This window comes from Rhodopseudomonas palustris, from assembly GCF_003591005.1.
GTDB lineage: Bacteria > Pseudomonadota > Alphaproteobacteria > Rhizobiales > Xanthobacteraceae > Rhodopseudomonas > Rhodopseudomonas palustris_K.
Genome location: NZ_QYYD01000003.1, coordinates 127,960 through 143,521, shown reverse-complemented (window position 1 = coordinate 143,521; position 15,562 = coordinate 127,960). Strand labels below are relative to the sequence as shown.

Here is a 15,562-nt window from a genome sequence, read left to right as displayed (position 1 = left end):
GCGATGGCGTGGCTCAGCGAACTTTTGGTGTCGGCGCTGATCCTGATCGGCGCGCTGTTCCTGTTTGTCGGCTCGTTCGGGCTGGTGAAGCTGCCGGACATCATGCAGCGGCTGCACGCGCCGACTAAATCCACCACGCTCGGCATCGGCGCACTGCTGATCGCTTCGCTGCTCTACTTCGCGCTGATCCGCGGCGAGCTGTCGCTGCACGAATTGATGATCACGCTGTTCCTGTTCCTGACCGCGCCGATCACCGCCCACATGATCTCGAAGTCCCACATCCTGCGCAACCGCGACGTGCAACGCGACCTGCCCCAGCCCCCCAGCGGTGAAGGCTGGGCGACACTGCAAGAGCCGCGTAGCAAGACGGATCAAGGCGCCGATATTTAGAGACTAACTGAATGACTCCGTCATGCCCGGGCTCGTCCCAGGCATCCACGCCTTGACGACCGTCAACCTAATCACCCGACCTCTCCGTCATTGCGAGCGAAGCGAAGCAATCCAGCGCAGTGCACGGGGCTGCATTGCTTCGTCGCTGCGCTCCTCGCAATGACGGCGGGGAGAGGCAATCATACACACTGCGACAGCGCCGGGATCGGAAAGCCGGTCCACAGCGTAGCAACCAGTGCCGCGACCGTCGTGCCAATGGCGGCTTTGCGGGTGAACGCTGGCGTTGAGTCGCCGGTGCGCGGCAGGCGGAGGCAATAAATCAGCAGGCCGACCAGCGCGATCATGTGCACCGCCCAGATCGCCAGCAGCACCACGCGCAAAAAATTGCCGCCCGCCATTGTCATCGCCTGCCAGCCGAAAGCGCAGCCGACCGAAAGTCCGCCATACAGCAGCGTGAACGCCAGCGCCCAGATGATGAAGCCGGCGGCGATCAGCAGCAGCGAGGCCGGATGGGTCGGCGCGCGGGTCATCGCGGCGCTCCCATCACCAGCGGCAGGCCGTAGACGATCAGCAGCGTGCCGCCAGCCATCGCCGCCGTAAAGGCGTGCCACAGCGCGCCGATCCGCAGGTCGGCGCTACGCCGCGCCGAGACATAGCCGGCGCGGCTGCGCCAGATGCCGAAGCCGGCGAACACGGCGCCGACCGCGACGTGCAGTCCGACATACAGCAGGATCACCAGCGTGGCGGCTGCATAAGCATGCCGGGTCGGATCTGGCACCGCGGCGATCACCAGCGCCAGCCCGGCCAGCGCCGCGCCATAGCCGATGACCGCGACCGCCAGCGCGCCCTCGCGTCGCACTCTGCTGCCGATGACGCGCCGCGTGGTCGCCGCAGCGCCGGCGAGCCCCGCAATGACCGCGCCGCCCGCCATCAGCGCGGCGCCGATCGGCGTCCAGTCGATCAGCGCCGGCGGCGGCCAGTTCGGCGCAACCACCCACAAGAACAGCAGCCCGAAGGCGAGCGATGCATAAGCGGTGGCGTCGGCGGCCAGCGTCAGTCCCATCGCCCACAGCGACGGCGGCGACGCGGCCTCGCTGTGCAGCACCGCCTGCGCGCCGTTGCCGATCGGCAGCTCGCCCTGATCGCTGCGTTCGCCCGAGGTCGGCGTCCAGGCCAGGAACATCGCCGCGATCGCCGGCAGCGCCAGCACCGCGAGCCAGTACAGCTTGAACAGTACGGCAACGAAGAACACGCCGGTGACCAGCGCGGTGATCAGCGGCAGCTTGGTCGGCGACGGCAGCCGCACGATCTGCTCGAGCCGCCCCGACATCACGTCGACGCCGAGCGTCTCGAGCCAGCCGTGCCGGACGAAGCCGAGATAGCCGTCGCCGCGCGCGAGGTGATTGGCAAGATCGGGCATGTCCGCCAGCGGCGCGCGGCTCGCGACGTCGGGGAGCGATGCGAAGGCGTAGCTCGCCGGCGGCGTCGGGATCGCCCATTCCAGCGTGCCGGCCGACCATGGATTGCGCGGGCTGCGCTTGCCGTGCAGCCAATGCATCAACACGTCGACGGTGAACAGCGCGAAGCCGATCGCCATCACGAAGCCGCCAATCGACGACACCAGATTGAGCCACTCCCATCCGGTGTCGGCGCCGTAGGTGCTGATCCGCCTGGGCATGCCGAGCAGACCGGTCCAGTGCATGAGCAGAAAGGTGAGGTTGAAGCCGATGATGACCAGCCAGAACGCCGGCACGCCGAGGCTGTGGCGCGGCACGCGGCCGGTGAAATGCGGCAGCCAGTAATACGCTGCCGCCAGCATCGGGAAGATGAAGCCGCCGACCAGCACGTAGTGCAGATGCGCGACGACGAAATGCGTATCGTGGACCTGCCAGTTGAACGGCACGATCGCCAGCATCACGCCGGTCAGCCCGCCGAGCACGAACACCGAGAAGAAGCCTAGCAGATACAACATCGGCAGCTTGAGCTGCGGTCGGCCCGCCGCCAGCGTGCCGATCCAGGCGAAGATCTGCACCGCGGTCGGCACCGCCACGGCGGTCGAAGCCGACGAGAAGAACGCCAGCGCCAGATGGGGGATGCCGACGGTGAACATGTGGTGCACCCACAGCCCGAAGCTGAGGAAAGCGAGCGCCACGATGCTGACGACGATCCAAGTGTAGCCGAGGATCTCACGCCGCGCGAGCACCGGGAGGATGGTCGACACCATGCCGGCTGCCGGCAGGAAAATGATGTACACTTCGGGATGGCCGAACAGCCAGAACAGATGCTGCCACAACAGCGAGTCGCCGCCGCGCGCCGCGTCGAAGAACGGCAGGTCGAAGGCGCGCTCGACCTCGAGCAGCACCGAGCCGAGGATCAGCGGCGGAAAGCCGAACAGCATCATGAAGGCGGTGACGAGCAGATACCACGCCAGTAGCGGCATCTTGTCGAGCGACATGCCGGGCGCGCGCATCTTGAGAATGGTCGCGATGATCTCGACCGCCGCCGACAGCGCCGAGATCTCCACGAAGGTGATGCCGATCAGCCAGATGTCGGCGTTGATGCCGGGCGTGTAGGCCTTCGAACTGAGCGGCGTGTACATGAACCAGCCGCCGTCCGGCGCCAGTCCGAGCGCCATCGCGACAAGCAGGATGGAGCCGCCGAACAGATAGCACCAATAACCATAGGCGCCGAGCCGCGGGAACGCCATGTCGCGCGCGCCGAGCATCTTCGGTAGCAGATAGATCGCCAGCCCTTCGAACATCGGGATGGCGAACAGGAACATCATCACCGTGCCATGCATGGTGAAGATCTGGTTGTATAGGCCGGGCTCGAGGAAGGCGCTGCGCGGCGTGGCGAGCTGGGCGCGGATCAGCATCGCCAGCACACCGCCGACGCCGAAGAACACGAAGGCCGTGAGGATGAAGCGCCGCCCCACGATGGTGTGGTTGACGGCGGCCAAGCGGCCCCAGCCGGCCGCCGTGCCCCAGATCCGCTCGAGCTGCTTGTGCAGGGCGATCGCGCTGGTCGCAGCGGCCGGCGTATCGGGGCGCTGCTCGCTCATGGTGTATCCTTCGAGAGTTTGTCGAGCTGCGCGTCGAACGCGTCGCCGTCGTGCGCCTCGACGGCAAAGTCCATCACGGTGTGGCCGGTGCCGCAGAATTCGGCGCAGACGCCGCGATAGCTCCCGGCTTGCGATGCCGACAGCCGCACCACATTGGTGTGGCCCGGGATCGCGTCGACCTTGCCGCCGAGACGCGGAATCCAGAAGCCGTGAATGACATCGGCGGTGGTGACGTGGAGATCGGCGGCGCGGCCGACCGGCAGGTGCAATTCATTCACCGAGACGCGCGTGCCATTCGGGCCGGGATAGCGGAAGGTCCAGTCCCATTGCCGCACCAGCACATCGATCCGCACCGGCGCATCGGCGCGCGGATGCGCCAGGAGTTTCTCGCCGATATACAGGCCGTAGCCAAGCAGCGGCGTCAGCACCAACGCCGGCAGCACCAGCCCGCCGCCGACCAACCAAAGTTTCGGCGAGGCGCTGCGCTTCGCCGCGGGCTTGAGAAACACCCACAGCAACAGCGCCATCACCAGCGCGAACAACAGCGTGGCGCCGATCAGCATCGCCCACCACAGCGACGCGATCGCCGCTGCACTCGCCCCGGCCGGATCGACCGTCGACAGCGGCCCGGAGCAGCCGGCGATCAGCAGGCTGCCGTTGCCGATCACGCCCGCTTTGAACCAAGCGCGGCTCCGGCGCATTAGGCTGGTGCGAGGTGCACCATGCCGAAGACCGTCATCGAAGAAGTCCGCGCTTACGATACCAGCTCGATCGTGGCGCTCGCCGGCCATCCGATCCATGCGATGATGGTGTCCTTCCCGATCGCGCTGGTGATAGCAACACTCGGCTGCGACGTCTTCTACTGGTGGGGTGCCGATCCGTTCTGGGCGCGCGCCGGATTGTGGGCGAGCGGCTTCGCGTTCTGGCTCGGCGTCGCTGCCAGCCTCGCCGGCACCGCCGAATTGCTCGCGGTCGAGGGCATCCGCAAACGCACAGCAAGCTGGATGCACGCCATCGCGGGCGTCATGCTGGTATCGATCGCAGGCGCCAATTGGGGGCTGCGGCTCTACGATCACGAGAACATCCTGCCGGTCGGCCTGATGATGTCGGCGCTCGGCTCGGTGTTCGTCGGCATCGCGGGCTGGCACGGTGGCAAGCTGGTTTTCGATCACGGCATCGGCATCATGGTTTCGAACGATGACTGAAGCGCGCCCGGCGTGCGCAACCACGCCGGCACGGCGCCATGATCGATCGCGGGCTTGTCCAGGATCAGCACCAGGATCACGCCGATCACCATGACGGTCACGGCAGTCATCACCCAGCGCCGCCACGGCGCGTAATGCCCCTCCGGTTCGAACACGCTGAGCAGCACATAGCCGGCCCGCATGTGAATGATCACCAGCAGTCCGACCGCAAGCAGCTTCAGCATCATCCAGGTGGTGAACGCTTCGCGCAAGAACAACAGCGCCGTGCCGGCCACCACCGCGACGAATCCCGCCGGCGAAATCAGGCCGATGAACAAGGTCCGGATGTAGCGGTGCATTTCGGTCGCCTCGCGGCGGTTCAGCAGGGTTCGCCGCGTGAACAGGCCCGGCAGCACCAAAAGGCCGCCGCACCACACGATCAGCGCGGCGATATGGATCGCCTTGAGCCACGCGATCATCGCGCGGGTTCATCGGCGAGGCCCGCGCCGAACCGGCCGACCAGAAGCATCAGCGCCGCGATCAGATACGGGATCGCCGCCGGCACCCACATGACCAGCCCGGCGAGCTGCTGATCCTGCAGCGCGGACAGCCCCCACGGCGCGGTGGCGCCGAGATGCACCTCGTACAGCGGCGTCCGCGCGAAGGTGATCACCGCGCCGAGCAGCCCCATCTGCACCACCGAGCCGAGTAATAGCGCCATCGCGCTGCCGAGCCGCGCCGCCGGCGCCAGCACCGCGAGCCACAGCAGCAGCGCGCTGCCGAGCAAGCTCAGCTCCATCATCCAGAACATCCGTGTATCGGCCAGCGCCGCCGCATACGGCGCCGGCGCATGCCAGAGCCACAACAGCACCATGTGCAGCACGAATGCCCCGCTGCCGGCGACACCGGGCAGGCGCAGCCGCGCGAAACGTTGCGGCAGAGACAGCACAAGCAGCGGCGCAACCGCGGCGATCAGCACGACGTGATGTGCAACCCGCGCCGAGAACAGCGCCGAGGTCAGCGCGCACAGCGGCGACACCAGCAGCAACGCTATCAGCGTCCAGGCACTGCCGGCCAGTGCAAGCCGGGCGTTGCGATCATCGGCGCGCTCGCGAATCAGCAGGCCGAGATGCAGGGCCGCGCCGCAGGCGAGCGCAACGATCAGCACCGGATCGAGATTCCAGCGGCTCAGCCACTCGGCCGGCAGCGGCGCGGCGCCGCAATACGGCGCAATCATCGCCTCCCCCGCGACCGCCCCGCCGGAGTTTGCGCGCTGAGGTTGAAAGACGCCTGACGCCGTCGCGTCGTCGGAACGCGCAAGATCAGCTCCGGAGATTGAGTTGTGCCCAACCGCCAACGCCGTGACGCGCTGCGGGATGCAATGGCGCGTGGTGGCAAAAGGTCACAGCATCGTTCGATGGCTGCGCCCCGGGCGCTGCGCTAGCCTCGCTGAAAAAACAGGGAGGAGACCATGTCTGCGACTATCAATCGCCGTCACTTCATCGCGGCCGGCTCGACGGCACTGGCGCTGCCGTTCGTGGCGCGCGGCGCTTCGGCACAGACGCCCTGGCCGTCGCGCCAGATCCGGCTGATCTGCAGCTATCCGGCCGGCGGCCAGACCGATCTGCTGGCCCGCGCGTTCGGCGACTTCATCTCGCGACAGGTCGACAAGACCGTGGTGATCGAGAACAAGGCCGGCGCCTCCGGTTCGATCGGCACCGCCGAAGTGGCGCGCGCCGAGCCCGACGGGCACACGCTGCTGTGCTCGATCTCGACGACCTATGTGATGAACCGGGTGATGATGAAGAACCCCGGCTACGACATGGACAAGGATCTGACGCTGGTCAGCGTCATTCCCGGCGGCGGGCTGCTGCTGGTTGCCAATCCGAAACACAACATCAAGACGCTGGACGATTTCGTCGCCTACGCGCGCAAGAACAACGGCAAGGTCAATTTCGGCACCTACAGCGCCGGCTCGGCGCCGCACATGACGATCAACGAACTCAACAAGCAATACGGCCTCAACATCGAGGCGATCCACTATCGCGGCGAGGCGCCGATGTGGACCGGGATGCTGGACGGCTCGCTCGACGTCGCGATGGGAAGCTACACGGCGGCAAAGCCGGTGCTGGAGAGCGATCGCGGCACGGTGTTCGCGGTGCACTCCAAGAAAGTCGATGCCATCCCGCAGATCAAGACGCTGCCTGAACAGGGCGCGACGGCGAAGTTCTTCACCGTCTCGGGCTTCACCGGGTTCGCCGTGCCGAAAGCGACGCCGCAGCCGATCGTCGACCGCCTCGGCCAGCTCTGCGTCGCCGCCAACGAAGACGCAAAGGTGAAAGCCGCCCTCGCCACTTTCATGCTAGAGCCCGCACTCGGCGCCAAGGACAGCAACGAGCTGTATCAGCGCGAACTCCCCGTCTGGCTCGAAAGCGCCCAGGCGCTAGGCCTCCAGCCGGCGTGACGGCGTGTCTGCTCCCCTCCCCCTTGCGGGGAGGGGTCGGGGGTGGGGTCCGCGACGGGACACTATCCTCGTGGCACCCTCACCCCAGCCGTCTCCCGCAAGTGCGAGAGGGAGCGCGCACGTCCATGTGCACAACCCACCTGCTCTCCAAGCGCCACGGATGACGCCGGGGGCCGTCGTCACGTAATCTTGCCTGCAACATTCAGAAGCGACCGCCGCGCGCGGGCAATGGATCGTGGCATGATGAGAGCAAGATCCTGGGTTCAGCCCAAGGTACGGCCACGCTGGCCGGTCACCGAGGAGCAGAAGCAAGCGATCATCGAAGCCTGCGAGCGGTTGATTGCGGATTATCTGAAGCCGCGCTTCCAGCCGAAGATTACGCCGACGCAGTTCAACTATCCGGTCGACATCGGCGGGGCGTGGTCGGGCGGACGCTATCGCTTTTCCAGCGATACCGGTCCGGATTCGAGGAAAACCGCGGCGCCGAGTTCAACGCGCCCTTCGCCCGGCTCGACTGTATCGGGCCGGACAGCTTCGACATCTACTGGATGCGGGCGACCGGCAGATGGTGGCGTGTGCATGACGGCGTGACGCTGGAGGAGGCGATGCGCCTGCTCGAGATGGACGGGCTGCTGCATCCGAACTGAAGCGGCGCCAGCGGGACGACAACGATGAGTGGGCATCAGTACTACGAATTCCGGGCGCTCGACCGCCCGCTCGAGGCGGCCGACGTCAAGGCGCTGCGCGCGCTGTCGACGCGGGCGCGGATCACCAACACGAGTTTCACCAATAGCTATCAGTGGGGCGACTTCAAAGGTGACCCCGCCGAACTGATGGAGCGGTGGTTCGATCTTCATCTCTATCTGGCCAGTTGGGGCACGCGCTGCCTGATGATCCGCTTGCCACGCCGGTTGATCAGCAAGGATCAGGTTGACGCCTTTCTGAAGGACGACGACATCGCGCGTGCATGGACATACGGCGACCATTTGATCCTGAGCATCGCCATTGATGCCGATGATCTCGACGATGAGTGGGACGATGGCAGCGGCGGGTTGCCTGATTTGGCGCCGTTGCGCATCGCTTTGCTCGAGGGTGATCTGCGGGTGCTGTATCTGGTGTGGCTGATGGCCGTCGAGGCCGACAGGGTGGCGCCCGACGAAACCGAGCCGCTGCCGGGGCTCGGACCTCTGACGGCAACACTCGAGGCCTTCGCCGATTTCTTCTACATCGATCGCGACCTGATCGCCGCCGCAACCGAGCACAGTGCGCCTCGCGTCGGCACGTCTGTCGCCGACGCCGCGCCGGTGATCGCCGCAATGACCGACGAGGAGAAGACCTGGTTTCTACGGCGGATGTTCGAGGGCGACGCCGTCGTGACGAGTGAATTGCGCAAGCTGGTCCGCGTTCGCCTCCCCGCAGCGCCGCGCGCGCCGGCGCGAACGGTCGACGACCTCCGTGCCCGCGCCGACGAACTTCGGCAGGCGCGCGAGCAAGCCGAGGCCGCGAAGGCACTCGCCGAGCAGCAGCGCCGCGAGCAGGAGGAACAACGTGTACGCCGCGACAGGCTGGCCGAGATCGAGCGGCGCGGCGAACAGGTGTGGGTGGAGATCGAAGCCGAGATCCAATGGCGCAACGTCAAAAGTTACGACCGGGCGATGGTTCTACTCGCCGACCTGAAAGCGATCGCACAAGAGCGCGGAACAATCGATGCCTTTATGAGGCGCATTGCCGATCTCCGCCGGCGTCACGAGCAGAAATACACCTTCATCGAACGTATCGACCGACTGTAGCCGCGACGCATGAGGTTGCTCCGCTTGGCGCGCAACGGCGGCGCAGCTCCGGGAGGCGGACTGACCTACTCGATAGAGAAGAGGTGTACTGACATGAAACGCGGCGCCGCTCCTCCCCTCCCCCTTGCGGGCAGGGGTCGGGGGTGGGGGGCCGCGGCGGGAGCCCATCCTTGGGGCGCCCTCACCCCATCCCTCTCCCGCAAGCGGGAGAGGAAGCGCGCCGGCGTGCGGGAGACAATCGGACCTGTCGAGAGACAAGCGACTAACACGAAACGCGGAGCCTCCGCTCCTCCCCTCCCCCTTGCGGGGAGGGGTTGGGGGTGGGGGTCCGCGACGGGACACTATCCTTGGCGCGCCCTCACCCCAGCCCTCTCCCGCAAGCGGGAGAGGGAGCGCGCTGCGCGTGGGGAGCTCAGGCGTTCAAGAATCGCCGGAACTGCCTCAGCGCCAAGGCGAACAGCGCGACACCGATGATCAGCAGCGCCAGAAACTGCGGCCAGACCACGTCGAAGCCGGCGCCGCGGAACAGGATGGCTTGCGACAGCGACACGAAGTGGGTGTTGGGCGCCAGCAGCATGATGTCCTGAATCACTTGCGGCATGCTTTCGCGCGGCGTCAGGCCTCCGGACAACGCCTGCAGCGGCACCAGGATCAGCATGATCAGCAGCCCGAACTGCGGCATCGTGCCGGCGACGGTCGCGAGATAAATCCCCATGCTGGTGGTGGCGAACAGATGCAGCGCGGCGCCGAGCAGAAACAGCAGCATCGAGCCCTGCACCGGCACGCTCAGCACGCCCTGGATCACCACTGCCAATGCGAAGCCCGACGCCAGCAGCACGACGCCGCCCATCGACCACACCTTGCTGATCATGATCTCGAGCGGCGTCACCGGCATCACCAACAGATGCTCGATGGTGCCGTGCTCGCGCTCGCGGATCAATGCAGCGCCGGTCAGGATGATCGACAGCATGGTGACGGCGGTGATCAGTTGATTGATCGCACCGAACCAGCCTTTGTTCAGCTCGGCATTGAACCGCACCCGCAGCGTCTGCTCCACCGGCACCGTGGCGGCGGCACGGTGGCGCGCGAGAAATTCATTGATCTCGCCGGTGACGATCGCCTGCACATAGCCGCCGCCGGTGAAAGCCTGGGTCATCCGGGTGGCGTCGATGTTGAGCTGAATGGTCGGCGATCGCTTCGCCAGCAGATCGCGCTGGAAGTCCGGCGGGATGTCGAGCGCGAAGGTGTCGAGCCCCGCGTCCATGCGCTTGTCCATCTCCGCCTGGGTGATCAGCTTGGGGATCGAGAAGTACGGCGGGTTGAACGCGGTGACGATCCGTTCCGACACCGGCGAGCGGTCCTCGTCGACGATCGAGATCGCCGCGTGGTTGAGCGTCTCCGGCAGCGCCTTCGAGCCGGTATAGATCGAGATCGTGAAGGCGTAGGCGATCAGCGCCAGCAGCATCGGATCGCGCAACAATCCGCGCAGTTCCTTGACGCCGAGCTGGACGATGTTGGACAGCCGCACGGTCACTTCGCCTGTTTCTGGAGCAGCGCCGCGCCGGCGCCGAGCAGCAGCGGCACGGTGATCAGCAGCGGCACGAAGGACGACCACATCTGGCTGAAGCCGAGCCCCTTGGAGAACGCGCCGCGTGTGATATTGACGAAATAGGTGGTCGGATAGACTTCGCCGATCAGCGCGCCAAAGCCCTGCAGCGACGACACCGGATCGATCAGGCCGGAGAATTGCAGCGCCGGGATCAGCGTCAGCAGCGCGGTGCCGAAGATCGCCGCGATCTGGCTCTGCATGAAGGTCGATAGTACCAGGCCGAGGCCGGTGGCGATGATGACATAGAGCAGCGCGCCGGTGCCGTAGGCCAGAAAACTGCCGGTGAACGGCACCTGAAACACGAAGATCGCAAACGCGGTCAGGAACACGCAGTTGACCATCGCCAGAAGCACATAAGGCAGCTGCTTGCCGATCAGGAATTCGAGCCGCGTGGTCGGCGTCGCATAGAAGTTGATGATCGAGCCGAGTTCCTTCTCGCGCACCACGCTGAGCACCGCCAGCATCGCCGGGATCATCAGCAGCAGCAGCGGGATCACCGCCGGGGCCATCGCCACAAGGCTCTTGATGCCGGGATTATAGCGGTAGCGCATTTCGATCTGGAAGCTGCCGGAGGCCGCGGCGTCGCCGTAGAGTTCGCGCGCCTTCTGGCTGAGCCAGGCCAGATGCATCGCCTGGGCGTAGCCCCGCGCCGTTTCGGCCCGAGCCGGCATAGCGCCGTCGATCCAGGTGCCGATCTCGACCGGGCGGCCGCGCGACACGTCGCGGCCGAAACCCGGCGGGATCTCGATCGCCATGGTGAGTTCGCCGCTGCGCATCCGCCGGTCGAGATCGGCGTAGTCGGTGATCGGCCGCTGCTCGGCGAAGTAGCGCGAGCCGGCGATGTTGAGGATGTAGTCGCGGCTGATCGTGGTGTCATCACGGTCGAGCGCCGCGAAGGTCAGCTTCTCGACGTCGAGATTGATGCCGTAGCCGAGCACGAACATCAGCACCACGCTGCCGAGCAGCGCCATGGTGGCGCGGATCGGATCGCCCCGCAGTTCCAGCGCCTCGCGCCGCGTATAGGCGAACATCCGCCGAAGATCGAACCATGTGCGCATGGCGTTGCGCGGCTTGATGTCCTCGATCTTGGTCGGTGCAATTGGCGCTGCGGGCGCCGCCTTCGCCTGCGCGCCGATCGCCTCTTCCAGATAGGCGATGAAGGCGGTCTCGAGACTATCGGCGTTGCGGCTTTCGACGATCGCGCGCGGCGAGTCGCTGATCAGCACGCGGCCGGCATGCATCAGCGAGATCCGGTCGCAGCGCTCGGCCTCGTTCATGAAATGCGTCGAGACGAAGATGGTGACGTTGTCGTTGCGCGACAGGTCCGAGAGGATCTGCCAGAAGCCGTCGCGCGCCACCGGATCGACGCCGGAGGTCGGCTCGTCAAGAATCAGGATTCCAGGCGAATGGATCATCGCCACCGCCAGCGACAGCCGCTGCCGAATGCCGAGCGGCAGTTCGTCCGGCAGCTTGTCGATGATCTCGCCGAGGTCGAAGCGCCGCACCATCTCGGCGATGCGCGGCTCGATCGTCGCCGGCTCCATCCGGAACAACTTCGCATGGAGTTCGAGATTTTGCCGCACGGTGAGTTCGCTGTAGAGCGAGAACGCCTGCGACATGTAGCCGACCCGGCGCCGCACCGACATGTCTTTAGGATCGACCTCATGGCCGAACAGCCGCGCCTTGCCTTCGGTCGCGGCTAACAGCCCGGTCAGCATCTTCATCGTGGTGGTCTTGCCGCAGCCATTGGAGCCGAGAAAGCCGAAGATCTCCCCCTGCTCGATCCGGAACGAGACGTCGTCGACCGCGGTGAAGTCGCCGAACCGCATGGTGAGATGCTCGGCCTCGATTGCAACTCCTGACTGACCTGTCTTGCGAGGCGGAATCACCACTTCGGCATAGCCGCGGCGCTCGTCTTCGGGCAGCAGCGCGATGAACGCGGCGTCGAGTGTGCCGCCTCCGGTTTGTCGCAACAATTCCACGGGCGTGGCCTGTGCCAGCACGCGGCCGGCGTTCATCGCCACCAGATGGTCGAAGCGCTCTGCCTCCTCCATGTAAGCGGTTGCCACGACGACGCTCATACCGGGGCGCTGGGCTCTGATCTGATTGATCAATTCCCAGAACTGCCGGCGCGACAGCGGATCGACGCCGGTGGTCGGCTCGTCCAGGATCAACAGGTCCGGATCGTGAATCAGCGCACAGCACAGCCCGAGCTTCTGCTTCATGCCGCCCGACAACTTTCCCGCCGGCCGCCCGGCGAACGCCGAAAGCCCGGTAGATTCAAGCAGTTCGGCAATCCGCCGGGCGCGCTCGGCAGCGCCCTGGCCGAACAGCCGGCCGAAGAAGTCGACATTTTCGTAAACCGACAGGGTCGGATAGAGATTCTTGCCGAGCCCCTGCGGCATGTAGGCGATGCGCGGGCACGAGGCGCGGCGATGCTTGACGTCAGCAATATCGCCGCCGAACACGTCGACACGACCCTGCTGAACCGCTCGCGCGCCGGAAATCAGTGATAATAAACTCGACTTCCCGACGCCGTCAGGCCCGATCAGTCCGATCATGCAGCCGGCCGGCAGATCCAGCGTGATATCATCCAGCGCCAGTGTTTGGCCGTAGCGCAGCGACACGCCTTTGAGGCGAACGATCGGCGCGGGCACCACGAGACCCGCCGCAGGCTCGCTCATTGCACCGGCGCTCCGCTGACTTTGGCCGGCCATGGCGCCTTCGGATCGAGCTGTACGTAGGCGACGCCCGGCAGGCCGGTCTTGACCATCGCGATGTACTTGCGCAGCAGTTCCTGCGGGATGTGCGCCTTGACGCGGAACATCAGCTTCTGCCGCTCTTCCTCGGTCTCCACCGTTTTGGGCGTGAACTGCGCCGTGTCGGCCACGAACGTCGCTTTCGCCGGGATCACGACATCCGGCAGCGCATCCAGCACCAGCCGCACGTCGGCGCCGATCGCGACCTGGCCGGCCTGCGCGGTCGGCAAGAAGAACGTCATGTAGACGTCGCTGAGATCGACCAAATTGAGCACGCGGCCGCCGGCGGCGAGCACTTCGCCGGGCTGCGCGACGCGATACTGCACGCGGCCGTCGCGCGGCGACTTCAGCGTGCTATCGTTGATCTCGACCGTGATACTATCAATCGCCGCCTTGGCGGCATCGACGGCAGCCCCCGCATCCACGACCTGTGCCTTCGCGGCACTGATCGCCGCTTCGGTTGCAGCGAGCTGCGCCTTGGCGGCCGCGACCGCGGCCTTGGCGCCCTGCTCGTTGGCGCGGTCATCGTCGAGCACCTGCTGCGACACCGCGTTGGTCTTGATCAGCGTCTCGGCGCGCGCCAGGCGGCGCTCCAGCGCATCGAGCTGCGCGTCGCGCTGCGCCACCACGGCAATCGCCGCTTCGCGCTCGGCCTCGCGCTGATTGACCAGGCTGGTGGCAGTTTGCACGCCGATCGTGGCGCGCCGCAGTTGCGCCTCGGCCTGACGACGCTGCGCTTCGAGCTGATCGGTGTCCATCCGCGCCAGCACCTGACCGGCGGTGACGAAGTCGCCTTCGCGCACCAGAATTTCACGGATCCGTCCGGCTGCCTTGGTCGAGATGTCGATCTCGGTCGCTTCGATCCGGCCGTTGCCGCTGGCGATACCCGGCGGCAGCGCCTTGGTGCCGAAGGTGCGCCACGCGATGTAGCCACCACCTGCCACCACCGCCACGGCGACGATCATCACCCAGCGCTTCCAGTCCGTCGCCATCGGCTCTCTCCAGTCACGCCGCTTCGCCAGACGCGACCGACCGCATCCTCGACACCGGCATGGTGCCGACTTTGCAGAGCCACGCGGCCAGCACCTTGAGCGAGATCAACAGCGGTTGATCACAGCGGCGTTAGCTGTGTCCCGCATGCACCGGCGCTTACTCCGCTGAGTTGTCACAACGCAGGATTTCGCTCTTGAAGAACAAGGCCTTCGCGCACAGTGCGCCGTCCGCCAAGGTTGCGACGCGCGACCGGATTCTCGACGCGGCTATTGTGCGGTTCTCCCGGCAGTCCTACGAGGCGACCGGGCTGCGCGACATCGCCGCCGATGTCGATGTCGATGTTGCTTACGTGCATCGCTGCTTCGGCTCGAAGGAACGGCTGTTCGCCGCAGCCGTCGAGGCGACGCTGAAGCCGGAGCTGTTGCTCGGCGGCAAGGCCGAGGATCTCGCCGCAACGCTGGCCCACGAACTGTTTCACCATGCCGAAGGCCACGGGCCGCATCAGGTTCGGCCGCTTGATATCGTCATCCACTCGCTGTCGAGCGCTGACGCATCGCGGGTGCTACGCGAGGTGGTGGCCCGCAGCTTCATCGAGCCACTCGCCGCCAAGCTTGGCCGCGCCGACGCGCTCAACGCGGCGCTGATCACGGCCCTGCTCGCCGGCACCGGCATCCTGCGCACCGTGCTCGGCATCGCGCCGTTGCAGGAAACGGAAGGCGGCCGGCTCGAAGCAATGATGACGGCGGCGCTGACCGGCATCATTGCCAGCGCCGACGCGGCGACCAAGCCGGCATCGTGAGCCATCGGCACTCTGGGAACCGGCGCGATTGGGCACTCGCAGCAACCGCGTAACACTATTGCGGCTCGACGGCGCGGCGAGGCGCGTGCTACCAGTCCGCCATGCCATCCGGGTATCGAGCTTGATCAGGTTCCATCGGACATCACTTAGCCGCATCGTCCGTACGTTCGCGGTCGTGTGCATGACCGCTGCTTATTTGCTGTCGGGCCTGCTGCATAATGCCTGCGATTTCGACTTCGCCCGCATCGGCGGCGACGTCCAAATCGCATCGGCGGCGTACGACGGCGCACAGCATGACGACGGCGGCGCGCTCGCCGGGCATCATTGCCATAGCTGTTTCTCCGTGTCGGTGCCGGCCGCGCCGGTGCCGGCGCCAATCACCATGACGTCGAACGATATCCTGCTTGGCCACGCCGCCAGCGCGCTGCTCGGCCGCGATCGCGGACTCGATCCGCCGCCGCCAAAACCCCTGACCTGACCGCCATCGCCGGGCGCAGCCGCGCCCACGCTCTG

General features: G+C 66.2%; 15 protein-coding genes. 7 read left to right on the top strand and 8 right to left on the bottom strand.

Features of this window, described 5'->3' with window-relative positions; all coding sequences use genetic code 11:
* Nucleotides 1-3: 3 nt before the first annotated feature.
* Nucleotides 4-390: a Na+/H+ antiporter subunit G gene (locus D4Q52_RS04105; RefSeq protein ID WP_119855275.1), complete on the top strand. Its 387-nt coding sequence runs from the start codon at nt 4-6 to the stop codon at nt 388-390.
* Between the two features lie 179 nt (nt 391-569).
* Here D4Q52_RS04105 and D4Q52_RS04100 read toward each other — a convergent pair whose 3' ends face one another.
* From D4Q52_RS04100 to coxB, 3 genes are read right to left on the bottom strand one after another with little or no spacing between them, the layout of a single operon-like run.
* Entirely contained in the window at nt 570-920 is a 351-nt protein-coding gene (locus tag D4Q52_RS04100) for a hypothetical protein (protein WP_119855274.1), read from the bottom strand.
* Nucleotides 917-3,451 carry a cytochrome c oxidase subunit I gene (gene ctaD, locus D4Q52_RS04095; RefSeq protein WP_119855273.1) on the bottom strand — a complete coding sequence of 845 codons (2,535 nt, stop codon included), beginning with the start codon at nt 3,449-3,451 and terminating at the stop codon, nt 917-919. Before ctaD ends, D4Q52_RS04100 begins: the two co-directional genes overlap by 4 nt.
* Nucleotides 3,448-4,119 carry a cytochrome c oxidase subunit II gene (coxB, locus tag D4Q52_RS04090; protein ID WP_234831060.1) on the bottom strand — a complete coding sequence of 224 codons (672 nt, stop codon included), beginning with the start codon at nt 4,117-4,119 and terminating at the stop codon, nt 3,448-3,450. Before coxB ends, ctaD begins: the two co-directional genes overlap by 4 nt.
* A gap of 54 nt (nt 4,120-4,173) precedes the next feature.
* Here coxB and D4Q52_RS04085 point away from each other — a divergent pair, with 54 nt between their 5' ends.
* A complete protein-coding gene (locus D4Q52_RS04085) occupies nt 4,174-4,656 on the top strand; it encodes a DUF2231 domain-containing protein (protein ID WP_119855271.1) in 483 nt (160 codons plus the stop codon).
* Here the strand turns inward: D4Q52_RS04085 and D4Q52_RS04080 are convergent.
* Nucleotides 4,620-5,114: a CopD family protein gene (locus tag D4Q52_RS04080; protein ID WP_119855270.1), complete on the bottom strand. Its 495-nt coding sequence runs from the start codon at nt 5,112-5,114 to the stop codon at nt 4,620-4,622. The two genes, D4Q52_RS04085 and D4Q52_RS04080, sit on opposite strands and share 37 nt — an antisense overlap.
* Entirely contained in the window at nt 5,111-5,872 is a 762-nt protein-coding gene (locus D4Q52_RS04075; protein ID WP_119855269.1) for a cytochrome c oxidase assembly protein, read from the bottom strand. The genes D4Q52_RS04080 and D4Q52_RS04075 overlap by 4 nt, the downstream gene beginning before the upstream one ends.
* A gap of 234 nt (nt 5,873-6,106) precedes the next feature.
* Between D4Q52_RS04075 and D4Q52_RS04070 the strand changes: the two genes are divergently transcribed.
* The 3 genes from D4Q52_RS04070 (at nt 6,107) to D4Q52_RS04060 (ending at nt 8,889) form a co-directional block, all read left to right on the top strand.
* Nucleotides 6,107-7,099 (top strand): Bug family tripartite tricarboxylate transporter substrate binding protein, encoded by a 993-nt coding sequence (locus D4Q52_RS04070; RefSeq protein ID WP_119855268.1) that lies wholly within the window; start codon nt 6,107-6,109, stop codon nt 7,097-7,099.
* 419 nt (nt 7,100-7,518) lie between these two features.
* On the top strand, nt 7,519-7,746 hold the full coding sequence (locus tag D4Q52_RS26990; protein WP_234831059.1) for a hypothetical protein: 228 nt from the start codon (nt 7,519-7,521) through the stop codon (nt 7,744-7,746).
* 24 nt (nt 7,747-7,770) lie between these two features.
* Nucleotides 7,771-8,889, top strand: a complete 1,119-nt coding sequence (locus D4Q52_RS04060; RefSeq protein WP_119855267.1) for a hypothetical protein — start codon at nt 7,771-7,773, stop codon at nt 8,887-8,889.
* Nucleotides 8,890-9,301: 412 nt separating this feature from the next.
* Here the strand turns inward: D4Q52_RS04060 and D4Q52_RS04045 are convergent, their stop codons facing one another.
* Genes D4Q52_RS04045 through D4Q52_RS04035 form a run of 3 tightly spaced genes read right to left on the bottom strand, consistent with a single transcriptional unit; the run spans nt 9,302 to nt 14,249 of the window.
* Nucleotides 9,302-10,417, bottom strand: a complete 1,116-nt coding sequence (locus tag D4Q52_RS04045; protein WP_119855423.1) for an ABC transporter permease — start codon at nt 10,415-10,417, stop codon at nt 9,302-9,304.
* Nucleotides 10,418-10,419: 2 nt separating this feature from the next.
* Nucleotides 10,420-13,182, bottom strand: a complete 2,763-nt coding sequence (gene rbbA, locus D4Q52_RS04040) for a ribosome-associated ATPase/putative transporter RbbA (protein ID WP_119855266.1) — start codon at nt 13,180-13,182, stop codon at nt 10,420-10,422.
* The gene (locus D4Q52_RS04035; protein ID WP_119855265.1) at nt 13,179-14,249 is read right to left on the bottom strand and encodes an HlyD family secretion protein; all 1,071 of its coding nucleotides are present in this window, start codon (nt 14,247-14,249) and stop codon (nt 13,179-13,181) included. Before D4Q52_RS04035 ends, rbbA begins: the two co-directional genes overlap by 4 nt.
* Nucleotides 14,250-14,443: 194 nt before the next feature.
* Between D4Q52_RS04035 and D4Q52_RS04030 the strand changes: the two genes are divergently transcribed.
* Nucleotides 14,444-15,049, top strand: coding sequence for a TetR/AcrR family transcriptional regulator (locus D4Q52_RS04030; RefSeq protein WP_119855264.1), 606 nt, complete (start codon nt 14,444-14,446; stop codon nt 15,047-15,049).
* A 58-nt stretch (nt 15,050-15,107) separates the two neighbouring features.
* Entirely contained in the window at nt 15,108-15,527 is a 420-nt protein-coding gene (locus D4Q52_RS04025; RefSeq protein WP_182915227.1) for a hypothetical protein, read from the top strand.
* Nucleotides 15,528-15,562: the final 35 nt, after the last annotated feature.